This window comes from Xanthobacter sp. BG11Y11_SDJG (assembly GCF_057364445.1).
In genome coordinates this window covers 1-16,631 of sequence record NZ_JBNFNU010000011.1, presented here as the reverse complement: position 1 = coordinate 16,631, position 16,631 = coordinate 1, and the positions used below count along the sequence as shown (strand labels likewise).

Annotated in this window: 15 protein-coding genes and 3 pseudogenes; 12 read left to right on the top strand and 6 right to left on the bottom strand. The window is 66.3% G+C overall.

Going from position 1 to position 16,631, the window contains the following annotated elements:
• Positions 1 to 42: 42 nt before the first annotated feature.
• From AC2W7M_RS02830 to AC2W7M_RS02815, 4 genes and pseudogenes are all read right to left on the bottom strand, one after another.
• A pseudogene (locus tag AC2W7M_RS02830) lies at positions 43 to 210 on the bottom strand (thiolase C-terminal domain-containing protein); the annotation flags it as partial.
• Between the two features lie 891 nt (positions 211 to 1,101).
• The gene (locus tag AC2W7M_RS02825; RefSeq protein WP_486129880.1) at positions 1,102 to 1,518 is read right to left on the bottom strand and encodes a Zn-ribbon domain-containing OB-fold protein; all 417 of its coding nucleotides are present in this window, start codon (positions 1,516 to 1,518) and stop codon (positions 1,102 to 1,104) included.
• 116 nt (positions 1,519 to 1,634) lie between these two features.
• Positions 1,635 to 2,737, bottom strand: a pseudogene (locus AC2W7M_RS02820) (acyl-CoA dehydrogenase family protein).
• A gap of 69 nt (positions 2,738 to 2,806) precedes the next feature.
• A complete protein-coding gene (locus AC2W7M_RS02815; protein ID WP_486129878.1) occupies positions 2,807 to 4,588 on the bottom strand; it encodes an SDR family NAD(P)-dependent oxidoreductase in 1,782 nt (593 codons plus the stop codon).
• 467 nt (positions 4,589 to 5,055) lie between these two features.
• Here AC2W7M_RS02815 and AC2W7M_RS02810 point away from each other — a divergent pair, with 467 nt between their 5' ends.
• Entirely contained in the window at positions 5,056 to 6,279 is a 1,224-nt protein-coding gene (locus AC2W7M_RS02810; protein WP_486129876.1) for an ABC transporter substrate-binding protein, read from the top strand.
• 47 nt (positions 6,280 to 6,326) lie between these two features.
• On the opposite strand, the gene AC2W7M_RS02805 is transcribed toward AC2W7M_RS02810, so the two are convergent.
• Together AC2W7M_RS02805 and AC2W7M_RS02800 are read right to left on the bottom strand one after the other, a co-directional pair.
• Positions 6,327 to 7,400 carry a sigma-54 interaction domain-containing protein gene (locus tag AC2W7M_RS02805; protein ID WP_486129874.1) on the bottom strand — a complete coding sequence of 358 codons (1,074 nt, stop codon included), beginning with the start codon at positions 7,398 to 7,400 and terminating at the stop codon, positions 6,327 to 6,329.
• The gene (locus AC2W7M_RS02800; RefSeq protein ID WP_486129872.1) at positions 7,369 to 7,962 is read right to left on the bottom strand and encodes a PAS domain S-box protein; all 594 of its coding nucleotides are present in this window, start codon (positions 7,960 to 7,962) and stop codon (positions 7,369 to 7,371) included. The genes AC2W7M_RS02805 and AC2W7M_RS02800 overlap by 32 nt, the downstream gene beginning before the upstream one ends.
• Positions 7,963 to 8,130: 168 nt before the next feature.
• Between AC2W7M_RS02800 and AC2W7M_RS02795 the strand changes: the two are divergent.
• From AC2W7M_RS02795 to AC2W7M_RS02745, 11 genes and pseudogenes are all read left to right on the top strand, one after another.
• Positions 8,131 to 9,380 (top strand): annotated as a pseudogene (locus AC2W7M_RS02795) (CaiB/BaiF CoA transferase family protein).
• Positions 9,381 to 9,434: 54 nt separating this feature from the next.
• Positions 9,435 to 10,214, top strand: coding sequence for an enoyl-CoA hydratase-related protein (locus tag AC2W7M_RS02790; RefSeq protein WP_486129871.1), 780 nt, complete (start codon positions 9,435 to 9,437; stop codon positions 10,212 to 10,214).
• Between the two features lie 13 nt (positions 10,215 to 10,227).
• The gene (locus AC2W7M_RS02785) at positions 10,228 to 11,913 is read left to right on the top strand and encodes a class I adenylate-forming enzyme family protein (protein ID WP_486129869.1); all 1,686 of its coding nucleotides are present in this window, start codon (positions 10,228 to 10,230) and stop codon (positions 11,911 to 11,913) included.
• Positions 11,914 to 11,915: 2 nt separating this feature from the next.
• Positions 11,916 to 12,680, top strand: coding sequence for an enoyl-CoA hydratase/isomerase family protein (locus AC2W7M_RS02780; protein ID WP_486129867.1), 765 nt, complete (start codon positions 11,916 to 11,918; stop codon positions 12,678 to 12,680).
• Positions 12,681 to 12,857: 177 nt separating this feature from the next.
• On the top strand, positions 12,858 to 13,424 hold the full coding sequence (locus tag AC2W7M_RS02775) for an SDR family NAD(P)-dependent oxidoreductase (protein WP_486129865.1): 567 nt from the start codon (positions 12,858 to 12,860) through the stop codon (positions 13,422 to 13,424).
• 10 nt (positions 13,425 to 13,434) lie between these two features.
• Complete coding sequence (locus tag AC2W7M_RS02770) at positions 13,435 to 14,601, top strand: acyl-CoA dehydrogenase family protein (RefSeq protein WP_486129863.1); 1,167 nt, start codon at positions 13,435 to 13,437, stop codon at positions 14,599 to 14,601.
• 9 nt (positions 14,602 to 14,610) lie between these two features.
• Positions 14,611 to 14,751 carry a hypothetical protein gene (locus AC2W7M_RS02765; protein WP_486129910.1) on the top strand — a complete coding sequence of 47 codons (141 nt, stop codon included), beginning with the start codon at positions 14,611 to 14,613 and terminating at the stop codon, positions 14,749 to 14,751.
• Complete coding sequence (locus tag AC2W7M_RS02760; RefSeq protein ID WP_486129904.1) at positions 14,712 to 15,485, top strand: 3-hydroxyacyl-CoA dehydrogenase family protein; 774 nt, start codon at positions 14,712 to 14,714, stop codon at positions 15,483 to 15,485. The genes AC2W7M_RS02765 and AC2W7M_RS02760 overlap by 40 nt, the downstream gene beginning before the upstream one ends.
• Before the next feature lie 4 nt (positions 15,486 to 15,489).
• A complete protein-coding gene (locus tag AC2W7M_RS02755) occupies positions 15,490 to 16,143 on the top strand; it encodes a 3-hydroxyacyl-CoA dehydrogenase family protein (protein ID WP_486129862.1) in 654 nt (217 codons plus the stop codon).
• Between the two features lie 2 nt (positions 16,144 to 16,145).
• Complete coding sequence (locus AC2W7M_RS02750; protein WP_486129860.1) at positions 16,146 to 16,439, top strand: CoA transferase; 294 nt, start codon at positions 16,146 to 16,148, stop codon at positions 16,437 to 16,439.
• Positions 16,439 to 16,555 carry a CoA transferase gene (locus AC2W7M_RS02745; protein WP_486129902.1) on the top strand — a complete coding sequence of 39 codons (117 nt, stop codon included), beginning with the start codon at positions 16,439 to 16,441 and terminating at the stop codon, positions 16,553 to 16,555. The genes AC2W7M_RS02750 and AC2W7M_RS02745 overlap by 1 nt, the downstream gene beginning before the upstream one ends.
• Positions 16,556 to 16,631: the final 76 nt, after the last annotated feature.

Here is a 16,631-nt window from a genome sequence, read left to right as displayed (position 1 = left end):
GCCGCCGATGGCGGTCTTGCCTTCGGCGTAGAAGGCGCCCCCCTCTCCCCGGCCGCAGAATCCGAGCTCCTCGAGCTCGATGAGGGGGACGATGGTGAAGCAGTCATAGAGCTCGGCGAAATCCATGTCCGAAGGACCGAGCCCCGCCATGTCGTAGGCGGCCTTGCCGGACTGGGTCGCGCCGAATTCCGTCAGGCTCGGCGCGCACATCAGGTGCTCGTGCGTGTGGAACTCGCCGATGCCCAGCAGGTATGCGGGGCGCGAGGGCAGATCCCGCGCGCGCTCGGCCGACGTGACGATGAAGGCGCCGCCGGCATCCGACAGCAGGCAGCAGTCGAACATGCCGAGCGGATCGGCGATGGGCTTGGCCTCCAGCACGTCCGCCATCGTCAGCGGCTTCTTCATGTGCGCGTTGGGATGCAGCAGCGCGTGCTGGCGCGTGGTGACGGCCACCTGCGCGAGCTGCTCGCGGGTCGTGCCGTATTCCGCCATGTGGCGCTGGGCGATCATGGCGTAGAAGCCGGGGATGGAGGGGCCGTAGGGCTGCTCGAAATAGGGATGCCCCACGGCGAGCAGGGCCGCGACGGCCTGGTCGCGCGACTGGCCGCTCGCCCGGTTCTCGCCCGCGCAGACCAGGATCGTCTCGGCGTGGCCGGCCACGATGGCTTCGGCCGCGTGCTTGAGCATGACCGCCGGGGAGGCGCCGCCGACCACCATGGAGGCGTTGTAGCGCGGCTTCAGGCCGAGATACTCGCACATCACCGAGCCGAGCATGAAATAGGGCTCGGTGAAGGAGTAGGCCGTCAAAAGCCCGTCGATGTCGGACACCTTCAGGCCGGCATCGTCCAGCGCGCGACGCGCGGCCTGGGCGTTGAGGCCGAGCCCCGTCATGTGGGGAACCTTGCCGATGTCGGACTCGCCCACGCCGACGATGGCGACCTTGTTCCTGAGCGACATTCTGCCGTCTCCTCATCCTGGGCTATCGATGGTCCGCCGAAGGCGACCTCTCGCGGGTCTCGCATCTGCGGCGAACGGAATTTGCGGGAACGGGCCAGGCACCTGTGGCGCATGGCCCGCCCCGGTCATGGCTTCCGGGCGGGATCAGGCCGGGCTTGCCTTCGCCGGCGTGAACTGGGGAACGGCCCCCTCGCCGCGGCGCTCGAACGTCACCTCGACGTCATCGCCGATCTTCGTGCCGATCGCTCCGTCGCCGACGATGTTCGCCATCATCCGCGGCCCTTCGGCCAGATCGATGAGGGCGACGACGTAGGGCACCTGGCTCGCGAACGCCGGCAGCGGCGCACGCCGGATGATCGTGAAGCTGTGGACCTTCCCCTTGCCGCTCGCTTCCACCCATGCCAGGTCGTGGGACCAGCATGTCGGGCACAAGATGCGCGGCATGAAATGCAGGTTGCCGCAGGCCCGGCACTTGCGGATGACGAGCTTCCCCTTGGCCGCGGCTTCCCAATAGGGCGCTGAATCGGCGTTGCTGACGGGCGAGGGTAGGTTGCTGTCCACGGATGCTCTCCATGTTTCGTGCGTTCGGACAGAGCGCCGATGGCGCGCGTCCCGGTCGGTTGCATTGGCATCGCGCCATGGCGCTCGATTCGGCAGGTCGATCGAGCTGCCCGCGCCTAGACTCCCATCTCCTTTGCGATCACGCCGCGCAGGATGTCGCTCGTGCCGCCGCCGATGGGGCCGAGGCGGGTGTCGCGGAACAGGCGCTGCATGTCCCCCTGCACGTAACCCGAGCCCGCGAAGATGGACATGCCGAGATCGGCCACCTTCCAGGCGTTCTCCGCCGTGACCGTCTTGGCGACGGCGGTCTCCATGCGGGCGTTGATGCCGGCGTCCAGCATGTCGGCGGTGTGGAAGGTCATGGCGCGGGCGGCTTCCGTGAGCATCTGCATCTCGCCAGCCGGTGCGCGATCACCTGGAAGCCCGTCAGCGGCTGGCCGAACGCCTGCCGCTCCTTCGCGAAGGTCTTGGCGATATCGATGATCTTGAGCGCCTGGCCGCAAGCGGAGGCAGAGAGCACCAGACGCTCCAGGTTGAGGCCCCGCATGAGCAGCGGCCAGCCGCCATTTTCCGCTCCGAGCAGATTTCGGACCGGAACCCGAACGTCGTCGAAGAAGACTTCGTTGATCAGGGTCGTGCGGCTGCCCAGCGGATCGAGATTGCGGACCTCGATGCCCTTCGACCTGGCATCCACCAGGAACATGCTGATGCCGCGATATCCCGCGCCCGGGTCGGTCTTGGCGCTCACCACCATCAGGTCGGCCACATGGGCGTTGGTGATGAAGACCTTCTGCCCGCTGATGACGTAGTCGTCGGCGTCCCGGACCGCCCGGGTGCGGATGCCGGCCGCGTCCGATCCGCTCGACGGCTCCGTGTAGCAGATCGCCATCTTGATCTTGCCGGCGATGATCTGCGGGATGTAGGTGCGCTTGTGCTCCTCGCTTCCGCCATGGCGCAGCGCGGCGCCGCCATAGATGGTCGGCCCCAGATAGCCGGTGGAAAGACCCTTGTGATAGTAGCCGAGGGCCTCGAGCAGGACGGTGAGATCCTTGTAGGTGCCGTTCATCCCGCCGTATTCGGCATCGAAGGGCAGCGCGAACCAGCCGGCCTGGGCCAGCGCCATGTGCGCCTCTTCGGGATAGGCCGAGCGCGCCTCATGATCGTTGATCACCGAGCTGGGGAAGACCTTTTCGAGCAGGCGCAGGATGCTATCCCGCATCATCACCTGATCGTCGGTGAAGCCGAACGTCTTATAGGGCATGGGCACTGCTTCCTGCCGTGTGGCGTCTTATTGTTCTCGATGGGGCGTGCAGGGATGGCGTGGTCTCGTCCTCGCCCATCCCCAGCGCCGCCGCGCGCCAAGACGACGCGCGGCGCGAACGCGGCGGCCGCGCTCAGCCTGCGTTGCGGCGTTCGCGCGCGAGCTTGACGAAGGTCTCGCTTTCCATGGCCGCCGGGAATCCGCCTTTTCCTTGTTCATGAGGGCATTGAGGCCCGCCTGGAACGACTGGCTGGTGAAGGCGAGCGACTGGCCGAGATTTTCGAACGCCATCATGTCGTCGATGGAGCTTTCGAACGTCCGGCACATGAGCCATTTCGCCAGCCCCATGACCTCGACGGGGCCCTTGGCGAGGGCATGGGCGCGCTTCAGGCATTCCGCATCGAGCTGGTCGTCCGGCACGACGGCCGAGACAAGCCCCGTGTCGTGGGCGTCCTGGGCGGACCAGGTCTGGTTCTCGAAGATGAAGGTGCGGGCGCGCGCCATGCCGATCAAGCGTGGCAGCATGTACATGACGCCGATGTCGGGCACGACGCCGAGGCGGAAGAAGCCGGCCATGAACTGCGCGCTCTGCGCCGCCACGATGGTATCGCCGATCAGGGAGAGACCCAGTCCGCCGCCGACGGCGTATCCGTTCACGCCCACCACCACCGGCTTGCGGAAGCGGATCATGGCGGTTAGCCACTGCGCCGTGCGGTTGAAGCGCATATGGGTGGACCAGGGGTCGATCTCATTCTTGAGCATCGGCAGGTCGCCGCCGGCGCAGAAGGCCTTGCCCGAGCCGGTGAAATAGACCGCGCGACAATCAGGATCGGTTTCGAGCTGCAGGAAAGTCTTGGCCAGGGTTTCACGCATCTCCTGGGTCATCGAGTTGCGGTTCTTGTCGTTCGCAAGGCGGACGATCGCAACGGATCCGTCTCTTGTGAGCTCCACGGGCATTGCTGTTTCCTTTCCTGAAAGTGTTGATCTTGAGCGGCTCAGGCGGACGCGAAGGTGCGCTCCGTCGCCTTGAACTGGCGGCCACCGTCCACCACGAGATCCGTCCCGTTGACGTATCGCGCCGCGGGCGAGACGAGGTAGGTCACGGCCGCCGCGATCTCGTCGGTTTCGCCGAACGGCCCACGGGGACGCGGGCGAGCTCGGCCTGAGCGCGCTGCGTTTCCTCATGGATACGACGCGTGCCTTCCGTGTCCGCGATCGGGCCGGCGCGACCGTGTTCGACAAGATGTTCTTCGGCCCCCATTCGATGGCGAGCGTGCGCGTGAGGGACTGAATGCCCGCCTTGGCCGCCGCCGCCGGCGCGCATCCAGGCCAGCCGCCCCAAGCGTAGGCGGTGATGATGCTGACGATGCGCCCCACGTGCGGCGACGCCGTCAGGAAGGGGAAGGCCGCGTGGCAGCAGTGAAACGTCCCGTTCAGGTCGATGTCGACGATCGCCTTCCAGCCGTTGGAGCTGAGCTGCTCCGTAGGGCAGACGAAGTTTCCCGCCGCGTTGTTGACGAGGATGTCGACCCCGCCGAACCGCTCGGCCGTCGCGTTCATGGCGGCGGCGACACTGGCATAGTCGCGCACGTCCGCTGTGACCCCGAGAACGTTTGCTCCCTCGCTCCGGAGTGTGTCGGCGGCCGTCGCGATGACCTCTTGGCGCCGGCTGGTGATGGCGACGTTGGCCCCCAGACCCGCGAGCATTCGGGCGATCGCAAATCCGATGCCTGTTCCACCTCCGGTGATGAAGGCCGTACGACCCTCAAGCAGTCCGGATCCGAAGGTCGAATTCAAATTCTGGCTCATTCAATTCCCAGGTGCTGGAGTTCGCCGCACCCGGCATAGCAAGGGGCATACCAACGGCGCCGACAAGAATTGCGCTGGGTTGAACAGGTTCGCGGTGGCGCCGTGTCTTGCGGGTGTACAAAAGAACGGCCGGCTGTCTGCCCAGTGGACATGGAGTTGGATCAGTATCCGGCCCTCCCGTGACGAGCTTCGGCGATCACCTGTTCGGGACCTTTGCCAATCTCGGCAGCCCTGCCCTCTAGCCCGGCATGGCGGTGGGGGCCAATCACACGCTTGGCGCCACCGCGATCCAAGTCGGCGGGCTGTGATGTGGAGCCAGAAGAGGTATTTTTATTGATTGTCGTCGTCAGACACATCTGTCGTCAAAGCGCACACAAAATAGCGAAAACGCAAAGAAAATATATTGGCACGCCCATTGCTGTAGTCGCCCCACCAGAAGGCGTTGCCAATTGTGGGAGGATGCTACAGTGACCAGATCAATTACCTTTGGGCGCTTGAGTGCGCTGCTCGTCGGGCTCGCCGTGATCGCGCCGACTCAAGCGCTGAGCGCCGACGTCTCGAAAGTGACGATCGGCGCGATCGTCGACATGACGGGTATTTATTCGCGCCACGGCGGTCCCGGCATGGTCGCGGCCGTGCAGATGGCGGTGAACGACTTCGGCGGCAAGGTGGACGGGAAGCCGATCGAGGTTCTTTCCGCGGACTACCAGAACAAGGTGGATGTCACCTCCGGCATCGCGCGCCGCTGGATGGATGCCGACGGCGTCGACATGATCATCGAATCAACGGACAGCGCCTCGGCGCTCGCGCTTTTCAAGCTCGGCGAGGAGAAGAAGCGGGTCATCATCGGCGCCGGTTCGGCTACGACGGCGCTGACCAATGCGAGCTGCATGCCTTATGGCATTCACTACGTCTACGATACCTTTGCCATGGCCACCGGCACCGGCGCGGCCATTGTGAAGGAAGGTGGAAAGTCGTGGTTCTTCATCACCGCGGACTATGCGTTCGGCCATGCATTGGAAGCGGACACCAGCCGCGTGGTGACGGCCGGAGGCGGCAAGGTCCTCGGCAATGTACGTGCGCCATTGGGCACCACCGACTTTTCCTCCTACCTCCTGCAGGCGCAATCTTCCAAGGCCCAGGTGATCGGTCTCGCCAACGCGGGCGGTGATTTCGTCAACGCGGTGAAGCAGTCGAGCGAGTTCGGCGTGGTGCAGGGAGGGCAGAGCCTGGCGGCGATGCTCGTCTTCATCACCGACGTCAAGGCGCTGGGCCTGTCGGTGGCGCAAGGCCTGAAATTCACGACCGGCTACTACTGGGACCGTGACGATGCGAGCCGCAAGTTCGCGGCGAAATATTTCGCCCGCATGAAGGCCCAGCCGTCGATGGTCCAGGCAGGGGCCTATTCCGCCACCATGCACTACCTCAATGCGGTGAAAGCGGTTGGATCGACCGACGCCGAAAAGGTGACGCAGTGGATGAAGGCCAATCCCATCAATGATTTCTTTGCGACCAACGGGGTCATCCGGGCCGATGGCCGAATGGTGCACGACATGTACCTCGCCGAAGCCAAGGCGCCGGCAGACTCCAAGAACGACTGGGACCTCATGAAGATCCTGCGGACCATTCCCGGTGACCAGGCTTTCAAGTCGCTGGCTCAGTCCACGTGCCGCCTCGTCAAGAAGGACTGAGCCAGCTCAGGGTCCTGCTCGAGCAGCTGAAAGCGCGATGCCCCCGCTCACGGGCGGGGGTACATCTCAGCCAGCTTTTTGTAGAGATAGGATCGAGAGATGCCGAGCTCCTCGGCGACGCGCTTCTTGTTGCCCCGATAGCGTTCGAGGGCCTCGCGGATCAGCGCCGTCTCGACGTTGCCCACCGTTTCCTTGATGGTTGGGGCGCTCGGCGCCTGAGGGGGGTAGCCAGCCTGGGCATTCTCCGAGGCCTCCTCGAGCGCGCGAAAGTTGCCCACGGTCAATTCGGCGCCGTCGGCGAAGATCATCGCCCGTTGAACCTCGTGGTGGAGCTGCCGGACATTGCCGGGCCAGGACAGCCCTTGCAGCATCTCGATCGCCTTCGGATGAACGCGCCGCACGCTGCTGCCGATGCGCTGCGCGATCCGCTGGACAAAGTGGCGGACGAGCAAGGGGATATCCGAAGCCCGCTCGCGCAGAGGCGGCACGCTCAGCGTCACGCCATTGATTCGGAAGTAAAGATCGGCACGAAACTGATCTTCGGAAATCATCCGCCTCAGGTCCCGATTGGTCGCGCTGATGAGGCGAAAGTTCGTGGTCCGCTGCTTGTTGCTACCCACGCGCTCAAACATGCCGTTCTCGATCACGCGGAGAAGCTTCACCTGCGTCTCCATCGGCATGTCACCAATCTCATCCAGAAACAGGCTCGACCGATCCGCCATCTCGAACTTGCCCGTGCGGCCGTCGCGCCGGGCTCCGGTGAAGGCTCCGGCGTCATATCCGAACAACTCGCTCTCCACCAGGGTGGCGGGCAAGGCGCCGCAATTGACCAGCACCATCGGACGATCCACCCGCCGGCTCAGATTGTGAATCGCGTGCGCGACCAGCTCCTTGCCCGATCCGCTCTCGCCCGAGACGAAGACGGGGACGTCAAGGGGCGCGACCTTGCGAATTTCTTCCTTCAGCCGCCGGATCGGCTCGCTTTCCCCGACAATTTCCTCGAGACCGAAAGTACGATGACGCAGCCCGACGAGCTCTTTCTTGTAGTAATCGACCTCGGCGCGCAGGGATGAGATCTGGCGCGACAGCTCATGCACCTCCTCGGGGGTCTTGAACGCCACCCGGCCGATCGCCCCAACCAGCTCTCCGTCCCCGGTAAATGGGCAGGCGGTTCACCACACGGGTGACGTGACCCATCGTCTGAACCTGACCGATCTCCGCATGCCCGGATTTCGCGACCGCATGAAGCCGGGTGTTCTCGATCACCTCCTGAACGGGCCTGCCGATCGCGTCGCCTCGGTCATATCCGAAAAAGCGCTCGTGAACCGGGCTCAGATAGCGCAACACCGCGTTGCGATCGACGACGGTGATGCCCTCGTAGGGGTTGGTCAGAAAGTGGTTGAGGATATCGAAGGCGAAGTCGACGCTCGCAATGAAGTCCATGAGCGTGGACGCTCTGTCCTCTTGATGGACAATGGCGACAGTCATGCCGCCCGCGATCGGGCTCCGCACAACCACGTAGCTCGCTTCGGCATGAACGAGGGCGGAGACGCGCCTCTCGTCGGAGTCGCCCAGCACATGACGCTGCACGGCCTTCGCGAGCCCTGCCCGCCGAGCCGTGTCGGATGCGAATGCGACCTCACCTTTGTCGTCCAAAACGACAACCTCAAGCGGCGCTGCCATCCCCACCTCGAATGTTTTCTATAAGGACACTCGATATTGAAAAAGTGTCCATCAACGGAACATCTAGCAAGAAGACTGCTGGCTCCGCAAGTCAATTGTTCCCACGTATGCTGGGCTTATCGGGGTTGGCACAGCGTTTGCTCATCGGTTGGCAAACTGGTGAATTTTATGACCCTAGCAATGCACCATTCGCAAACCGCTCCTGCCAAGTCCCTGCCGACCATCTCAGCGTCGGGCTCGTTCCAGATGCTGCAGGGAGTGACGGTCCTGGACCTCACGACCTCGATCGCGGGGCCCTATGCGACGATGCTGCTCGCCGATTTCGGCGCGGAGGTCATCAAGGTCGAGCGACCGTCGGGAGATGACGCCCGTCACTGGGGCCCTTCCTCGACGGCGAGTCGCTGTGGTTCCTTTCGGTGAACCGCAACAAGAAGAGCGTCCGGATCGATACCGCGCAGGATGCGGGTCGCGAGCTTCTCAATGCGCTGTTCGAGACCGCCGACGTCGTCGTCACAAATCAGCTCGGCAGCGTGCAGAAGAAGCTGGGTGTCGATGCCGAGACGGTGCGGTTGGCGCATCCGAAGCTGATCCACCTCTCTCTGACCGGCTTCGGTCTCTTCGGTCCGAATGCGGGCCTGCCCTGCTACGACCTGATCGCCGAGGGCTACAGCAGCGTGATGGACCTGACAGGTGAGGCCGATGCCGATCCGCAGAAGGTCGGCACACCCGCCGCGGATCTTCTCGCGGGTAGCGATGCGGCATTGGCCATTCTCGCGGCGCTGCATCGCCGCGCGATGACCGGAGAGGGCGCGACCCTTGATGTCTCGCTCACGGAGAGCATGATCCGCTTCATGTCGCCTCGAATCGTGCCATACCTCGGCTCAGGAGAGGTTCCGCGCCGCAGCGGCGGCAAGGATAGCGTCATCGCGATCTATCAGACGTTCGAGACCGCGGACCTTCCGCTCACCCTCGGCTTGGGCAACGATGCCATATGGCGACGCTTCTGGGACGCCGTCGGGCAGCCCGAGAAGGCGAACAGCAATGACGTCGCGACCAATACTGGCCGTCGCGCCAACAGGGCCGCGATCGTCAAGCAGATCCAGGATATTCTGAAGACCGGGCCGCGCGCCCAATGGCTTGCGCGCTTCGCCGCGGCCAAGGTGCCCGCAGGCCCGATCTATCGCGTGGATGAGGTGATCGGCGACAGCCACTTCCTGGAGCGCAACCTGTTCTACCGCGTGGAGCGGGACGGTCACCAGCTGCCGCAGGTCGGCCTCGGCATCCATGTGGACGGGGAGGCGGCCGGATGCCGGGTTCCCCCGCCCCGCCTCGGGGAGCACAGCGAAGATGTGCTACGTGCGAAGCTCGGCTACGGCGCGGCGGAAATCGCCGAGCTGAGAGCGCGCGGCATCATCTGACGGGGTCTCCAAGAGCCCCAATCCGAACCCAGCTGAACGAAGGAACGCTCGCGTATGTCCTACGAGACCATCCTCTATGCCGAAGACGGCCCGGTCGGCACCATCACGCTGAACCGCCCCGACGACGGCAACATGTTCAACGCCGTCATGTGCCGGGAGCTGCGCGACTGCATCGAGACCATCCGCAACGAGACCCGCACCCGGGTGATCGTGCTCACGGGCGCCGGCGACAAGTTCTTCTGCACCGGCGGGCGGAAGGACGGCCTCGAGAAGACCAATCTTTACGCCGGCGTGCTCCCCACCCTCGAGATGTATGATGCCATCGAGCGCCTCCAGAAGCCCGTCATCGCCTCGGTGAACGGGTTCGCCGTGGGCGGCGGCAACGTGCTGCAGATGGTCTGCGACCTCTCCATCGCCAAGGAAAGCGCCATCTTCCGCCAGGTGGGCCCCATGGTGGGCTCGTTCGATGCCGGCTACGGCACCTGGTTCCTGGAGGATCTGGTGGGCAAGCGCCGGGCCAAGGAAATCTGGTATCTCAACGAGAAGCTCACCGCGCAGCAGGCTCTCTCCTACGGCCTCGTCAACAAGGTGGTCCCAGACGCCGAGCTGGCTGCCGCCACCCGCGAGATGGCGCTCACCATCGCCGATCGCGGCCCGTTCGCCATCGCCTCGCTGAAGGCGGCCTTCTCCGCCCGTCATTCGGGCGTTGGCGGTCTCGCCCGCATGGCCCACGACCTCCTGCTGCGCGGCTATCTGGAGACCGAGGAATCCCACGAGCTCGGGGATGCCTTCGCCAATCGCCGCAAGCCCGACCCGGCGAAGTTCGGCAAGTGAGGAGCGGCGCGCCATGCAGCCGACCCTGCTGACCCTTCACGATCCGGCCACGGCCAGGAGCTATTACGCCTCCGGCCAGTGGCATGACGAGACCATGTACGCCCTCGCCGCCCGCCACGCGGAAGCGCGGCCCGATGCGTTCGCTCTGCGCGATGGAACCCGTCGCCTGACCTGGTCAGAGCTGGTGCGCTGGGTCGATGCCGTCGCGGCCGACCTCGCCCAGGCCGGCCTGCGTCCGGGGGATCGCGTGGGCGTGTGGCTGCCGAACCGCGTGGAGGCCGTGGTGACCTTCCTCGCCTGCTCGCGCGCCGGCTTCGTCTGCACGCCTTCGCTCCACCAGAACCATACGGTCGGCGAGATCGTGACCCTGATGGAGAGGTGCGCCGCCGCGGCCTTGGTCGCCCAGCCAGGCTATGGCGCCGATGCCGACGACACGACATCTTCGCGGCGGCGCTCGCCCTGCCGACCCTGCGTCGCATCTACAGCGCCGGGGCCCGCACCGATCGCCTCGGATCGCAACGCGGCCTTTCCCAGGCCCGGCGAAGGACCGGTCCCGGATGCGCCGCTGGAGACCAATCCGGACAAGATCACCTACCTCGCCTTCACCTCGGGCACCACGGGCCAGCCCAAGGGCGTGATGCACTCGGACAACACGCTGCTGGCCAACGGCCGCACCATGGTGGACGACTGGAGCCTCACGGCCGATGCGGTGATCTATTCCTTGAGCCCGCTGAGCCACCATATCGCCACCGTCGCCCTGGAGCAGATGCTGGTGTCGGGCGCCGAGCTGGTGGTGAACGAGCTGCCAGGGGGGGCGAGGCCGCTCGACCGCATCATCGAGACCGGCGCCACCTACGTGCTGGGCGTGCCCACCCATGCCATCGACATCCTGGGCGAGGTGGAACGGCGCGGGCTTGCCGGCATCGGCGCGGTGAAGACCTTCTACATGGCCGGCTCCGCCATCCCCATGGAGGTGGCGCGCCGCTTCCTCGCCCACGGCGTCACGCCCCAGAACATCTACGGCATGACCGAGAACGGCTCGCACCAGTACACGCTGCCCGACGACGACGTGGACACCATGGTGCGCACCTGCGGCAAGGCCTGCGCCGCCTACGAGGTGAGGATCTTCAAGGCGGACGCTCCCGACACCGAGGCCGGCCCCGGCGAGGTGGGCGAGATCGGCGGCCGCGGCGCCTGCCTGATGCTGGGCTATTTCAGCAACCAGAGCGCCACCGAGCGCTCCTTCAATGCCTCTGGCTGGTTCATGTCCGGCGATCTCGGGCGGCTGGACGAGCGCGGCAATCTGGAGATCGTCGGCCGCTCCAAGGACCTCATCATCCGTGGCGGGCACAACATCTACCCGTCCCAGATCGAGGACCTCGCCATCCGCCATCCGGCGGCCTTCAAGGTGGCGGCCTTCCCCATTCGCGACGACCGGCTGGGCGAGAAGGTGTGCCTCGCCGTGATCGCCAAGGAAGGCAGCACCATCGGCGCCGAGGAGATGCTCGCCCATCTCTTCGAAGCCGGCCTGTCCAAATACGACATGCCGGAATTCTTCCTGGAGCTGGAAGCCTTCCCGCTCACCGCCAGCGGCAAGGTGCTGAAGCGCGAGATGGTCGAGCAGGTGCGCGCCGGCGCCCTCAGCCCGCTTCCGGTGCGCTTCAAGGCGCCCGACGCCCCCCTCGCCAAGGAAGCCTGACCATGGTCGATCTCACCCGTGATGGCGCACTCGCCATCATCACCCTCGACCGGCCGGAGGCGCTCAACGCGCTCTCCTTCGCCATCATCCGCGACATCGGCGCCGCCATCGACGAGGCCGCCGGATGGGACATCCGCGCCCTCCTGTTCACCGGCGCCGGCGAGAAGGCCTTCTGCGCCGGGGCGGACATCAAGGAGCTGATGGGCCGCTCGCTCATGGAAGAGCGCAACGGCGCCGCGCTCGGCCAGCGCGTGTTCGCCAAGCTCGACACCTTCAAGGTGCCCTCCATCGCCGCCATCAACGGCTATGCCTTCGGCGGCGGGCTGGAGCTGGCCATGGCCTGCACGTTCCGGCTGGCCGCGCCGAAGGCGAAGATGGGCCTGCCGGAGATCAAGCTCGGCCTGATCCCCGGCTATGGCGGCACCCAGCGCCTGCCGCGCCTGATCGGCGAGGCCCGGGCGCTGGAGATGGTCCTCACCGGCCGCACGGTGGGCGCCGAGGAGGCGCTCGCCATGGGCCTCGTGAACCGCGTCGCCGAGGGCGACGTGCTGGAGGCGGCCAAGGCCTTCGCCGCCGAGTTCACCGGCTTCGGCCTGCCGGCCCTCGCCTTCGCCCGCGACGCGGTCAAGCGCGCGCTCGATTTGCCCGTCACCGAAGGCCTGCGCATGGAGGCGGACCTGTCCACCCTCGCCTATCGCACTGAGGACGCCGCTGAGGGCCTCGCCGCCTTCGTCGAGAAGCGCAAGCCTTCCTTCCAGGACCGCTGAGATGGCAATCCGCAACATCTTCCTGACCGGCGCGAGCCGTGGCATCGGCGCGGTGGTGGCGCTGGAGCTGGCCGGGCGCGGTCACCGCGTGGGCTGCGTGTCGCGCCGCGGCGCCGGACCCGAGGGGGTGGAGATTCCCGAGGAATTGAAGGCCAAGCTCATCCCTCTGAAGGGCGCGTGGCGACTCCCGCCGCGATGGCCGCGGCCCTCGACGCCTTCTCCCAGGCGGTCGGCGCCATCGACGGCATCGTCAACAATGCCGGTGTGCACGTCACCAACCCGGCGGAGAGCCAGCCCCTGTCCGAGTTCGAGGAGGTTCTCTCGACCAACGCCACCGCCACCTTCTCGGTGTGCCAGAAGGCCTATCCCCATCTCGTGGCTGCCGGCGGCGGGCTCATCGTCAACATGGGCTCGTTCTTCGACAAGCTGGGGGTCCGCCACAACGCCGCCTATTGCGCCTCCAAGGCCGCGGTGGCCGCGATTACGCGCTGCCTGGCTGTCGAGTGGGCGCGCAAGAACATCCGCGTGATGACGGTGGCGCCGGGCTATATCGAGACCGACCTCAACAAGGACTTCCTCGCCTCCGAGAAGACCCGCGCCTTCCTGGCCTCCCGCATCCCCGTGGGCGGGCCGGCGAAGGCCGACCAGGTGGCGCGCCTGATCGGCGCCCTGTTCGACGAGGACATCCCCTTCCTGACCGGCGAGACCATCTATCTCGATGGCGGCCAGGGCATGGCGCACTGAGGATCAGCGAATGACCGTCATTTCCCGTCTCGACGCCCAGCTCGCCTTGCCCGAGGACGAGGCGATGTTGCTGCAGAGCGTGCGCGATTTCGCCCGCGACGAGATCGCCCCGCGCGCCGCCCATCATGACGAGACCAAGGAATTCCCCTGGGAGAACGTCAAGGGCATCAACGCCCTCGGCCTGAACGCCATGTTCGTGCCCGAGGCCTATGGCGGCGCCGGCCTATCCTATCTCTCGTACCTCGCCTGCGTGCGGGAGATCTCCGCCGCCTGCGCCTCCACCGGCATCATCTGGGCGACCAACTTCCACGCCATCAAGCCGCTGATCGATTTCGGCGCGGAGGAGCAGAAGCAGCGCCTCCTGCCCCGCATCGCCGAGGGCGGACTTGCCGCCCTCGTCATCACCGAGCCGGACGCGGGCTCGGATGCCACCGGCATGCGCACCAGGTTCACGCCGGACGGCGACGACATCCTGGTGAACGGCTCGAAGACCTTCATCACCAACGGCGATGTCGCCGATCTCTACGTCATCTTCGGCAAGTGGTCGGAGACCGAGGATCCCAAGGCCGCCATCTCCTGCCTCATCCTGGAGAAGGGCACGCCGGGCCTTTCCGTGGTGCGGCTGGAGGACAAGATGGGCCATCGCGCCTCCTCGACCGCGACGCTGTCCTTCGACAATTGCCGTGTGCCGAAGGCGAACCTGCTGCGCGGGCCCGGCGAAGGCCTGAAGCTGCTGCTCGCGTCCCTCAACAAGTCGCGCCCGTCGGTGGGCGCCCATGCGCTCGGCATCGCCCGCGCGGCGTTCGAGGAGGCGACCGGCTACATCAACGGCCGCAAGCAATCCGGCAAGAAGATCATCGAGTTCCAGGGCATCCAGTTCCTGCTCGCCGACCTCGCGAGCGAGCTTGTCCTGTGCGATGCGTGGCTGATGCAGGTGGGGCGCATGGTGGATGCCGGCATCTCCGACATCGGCATCGAGGCCTCGATCCTGAAGATGCGCGCCACCGACCTGGCCATGCGCATGGCGACGGAAGCGGTGCAGCTCCACGGCGGCTACGGCTACGTGAAGGAATACAAGGTCGAGCGCCTCATGCGCGACGCCAAGATCACGCAGATCTGGGAAGGCACGAACCAGATCCACCGCCAGCTCATCGGCCGCAGCTTCATCGAACGCTGAGGAAATCCCATGACAGACAAGATCACCGTCGGCGTCGCCGGCTCGGGCACCATGGGCACGGGCATCGCCATCGTCGCCGCGCGCGGCGGCTCCCGACCCTCGTCTACGACATCGACCAGGCGCGCGCCGAGGCGGCCGTGGGGCAGATGAAGGCGTTCTTCGCCAAGTCCGTCGCCCGCGGCAAGCTCACCGAGGCGCAGGTGGACGAGATCATGGGGCGGGTCACCGCCACCTCCGACATAGCCGCCATGGCGCCGTGCGGCCTCGTGATCGAGGCCATCTTCGAGGAGCTGGAGGTGAAGGGAAAGCTCTTCGCCGCCCTCAACGAGGTGTGCGGGCCGGACACGCTGTTCGCCTCCAACACCTCCACCTTGTCCATCACCGAGATCGCCGCCAAGTCCGGCCGCGACGACCGCTTCGTCGGCATGCATTTCTGCCTGCCGGCGCAGCTCATGAAGCTGGTGGAGATGTCGCCCGGCATCAACACGACGACAGAGAGCTTCGAGCGCGCCTGGACCATCTGCGAGGAGATGGGCCAGCGCCCGGTGAAGACCCAGGACGCGCCGGGCTTCATCCTCAACTACTTCCTGGTGCCCTTCAACAACGACGCCATCCGCCTCGTGGAGGAGGGCGTTGCCGAGCCGGCGGAGATCGACAAGGCCATCAAGGGCGCGCTCGGCTACGCCATGGGGCCCATGGAGCTTTTGGACCTCGTCGGCCTCGATACCCAGGTGCTGCTGTGCGAGGCGCTCCATGGCGTCACCAGCGAGCCGCGCGCCGCCTGCCCGCCGCTGCTGCGCCGCATGGTCGCCGCCCGTCGCCTCGGCCGCAAGACGAAGCGCGGCTTCCTCTCCTACGAGACCGCCGCCATCTTCGGAGCCTGATGCCATGTCCCATCGTGTGATCCAGAACGGCGACAGCCGGTCCTTCCCCGGCGCCCATCCCCTTCTCGAAGCGGCGAGCGGGGCCGGTGACGTGCTGGTGCTCACCGGCACCGGTGCCGGCCACAGCTTCGCGACGCTCGCGGACAAGGGCGCGTACGCGGCCATCCTCGTCGAGCTCGGCACCGAATGCCTCGGCGTCCACACGGGCGAGAGCAGGGGCGAGGAAGGCTCCAACGTGCTCGGCTTCGCCCGCTTCCGCCTCGGCGACGCGCCCCCCTCCGACCTGGTGGAGATCGTGCGCCAGCCCTCGACCACGCCTGAAGCGCTCGACGCGGCCCGGTCCTTGTTCGAGGCCCATGGGCTGAAGACGGCGGTGTGCGGCGACTTTCCCGGACGGATCGTCGACCGCCTGGTGCGGCCCTATTACAACGCGGCGCTCGGCCGGCTCGACGCCAAGCTCGCCACCGCCTCCGACATGGACCTCACCTTGAAGCTCGGCCTCGGCTACCCGGAAGGCCCCATCGAGCTTCTGGAGCGCACCGGCCTTGCCGCCCATCACGATGTGACGGCCGCGCTGCACGAGGCCCTCGGCAACCCAGCCTTCTCGCCCGCCCGCCGCGCCCAGGTGGCGAAAGCCCGCACGCTCAAGGGGAGGTGACGATGCGTCCCCTGGAAGGCCTTCTGGTCCTCGATTTCTCCACCTTGCTGCCGGGCCCGCTGGCGAGCCTCGTCCTCGCCGAGGCGGGGGCCCGCGTCCTCAAGATCGAGCGGCCGGCCCGGGGCGACGAGATGCGCGCCTACGAGCCCAAGGTGGGCGAGGACAGCGTCAACTTCCTCATGCTCAACCGCGGCAAGCAGTCCATCGCCATCGACCTGAAGGCGCCGGACGCGCTGGAGCGGCTGAAGCCGCTGATCCGACGGCGGACTGTCTCCAGGCGCGTCTCCGCCGCGTGATGGACCGGCTCGGCCTCGGCTATGACGCGGTGCGCCGGCTCAACCCCAAGATCGTCTATTGCTCCGTCACCGGCTGGGGGCCAGACCGGCCCCAAGGCCCAGATGGCGGCCCATGACCTCAACTACATGGCGGAAACCGGCGTGCTCGGCCTCTCCGCCGGGGCGGACGGCGCGCCCGTGGTGCCGCCGGTG

What these genes read in the sequence shown, in the direction of transcription:
- AC2W7M_RS02790 (WP_486129871.1), top strand. Translation starts at nt 9,435, where the DNA reads ATGTCCTACGAGACCATCCTCTATGCCGAAGACGGCCCGGTCGGCACC.
- AC2W7M_RS02770 (WP_486129863.1), top strand. Translation starts at nt 13,435, where the DNA reads ATGACCGTCATTTCCCGTCTCGACGCCCAGCTCGCCTTGCCCGAGGAC.
- AC2W7M_RS02750 (WP_486129860.1), top strand. Translation starts at nt 16,146, where the DNA reads ATGCGTCCCCTGGAAGGCCTTCTGGTCCTCGATTTCTCCACCTTGCTG.
- AC2W7M_RS02785 (WP_486129869.1), top strand. Translation starts at nt 10,228, where the DNA reads ATGCAGCCGACCCTGCTGACCCTTCACGATCCGGCCACGGCCAGGAGC.
- AC2W7M_RS02815 (WP_486129878.1), bottom strand. Translation starts at nt 4,588, where the DNA reads ATGAGCCAGAATTTGAATTCGACCTTCGGATCCGGACTGCTTGAGGGT.
- AC2W7M_RS02800 (WP_486129872.1), bottom strand. Translation starts at nt 7,962, where the DNA reads ATGGCAGCGCCGCTTGAGGTTGTCGTTTTGGACGACAAAGGTGAGGTC.
- AC2W7M_RS02745 (WP_486129902.1), top strand. Translation starts at nt 16,439, where the DNA reads ATGGACCGGCTCGGCCTCGGCTATGACGCGGTGCGCCGGCTCAACCCC.
- AC2W7M_RS02755 (WP_486129862.1), top strand. Translation starts at nt 15,490, where the DNA reads ATGTCCCATCGTGTGATCCAGAACGGCGACAGCCGGTCCTTCCCCGGC.
- AC2W7M_RS02780 (WP_486129867.1), top strand. Translation starts at nt 11,916, where the DNA reads ATGGTCGATCTCACCCGTGATGGCGCACTCGCCATCATCACCCTCGAC.
- AC2W7M_RS02765 (WP_486129910.1), top strand. Translation starts at nt 14,611, where the DNA reads ATGACAGACAAGATCACCGTCGGCGTCGCCGGCTCGGGCACCATGGGC.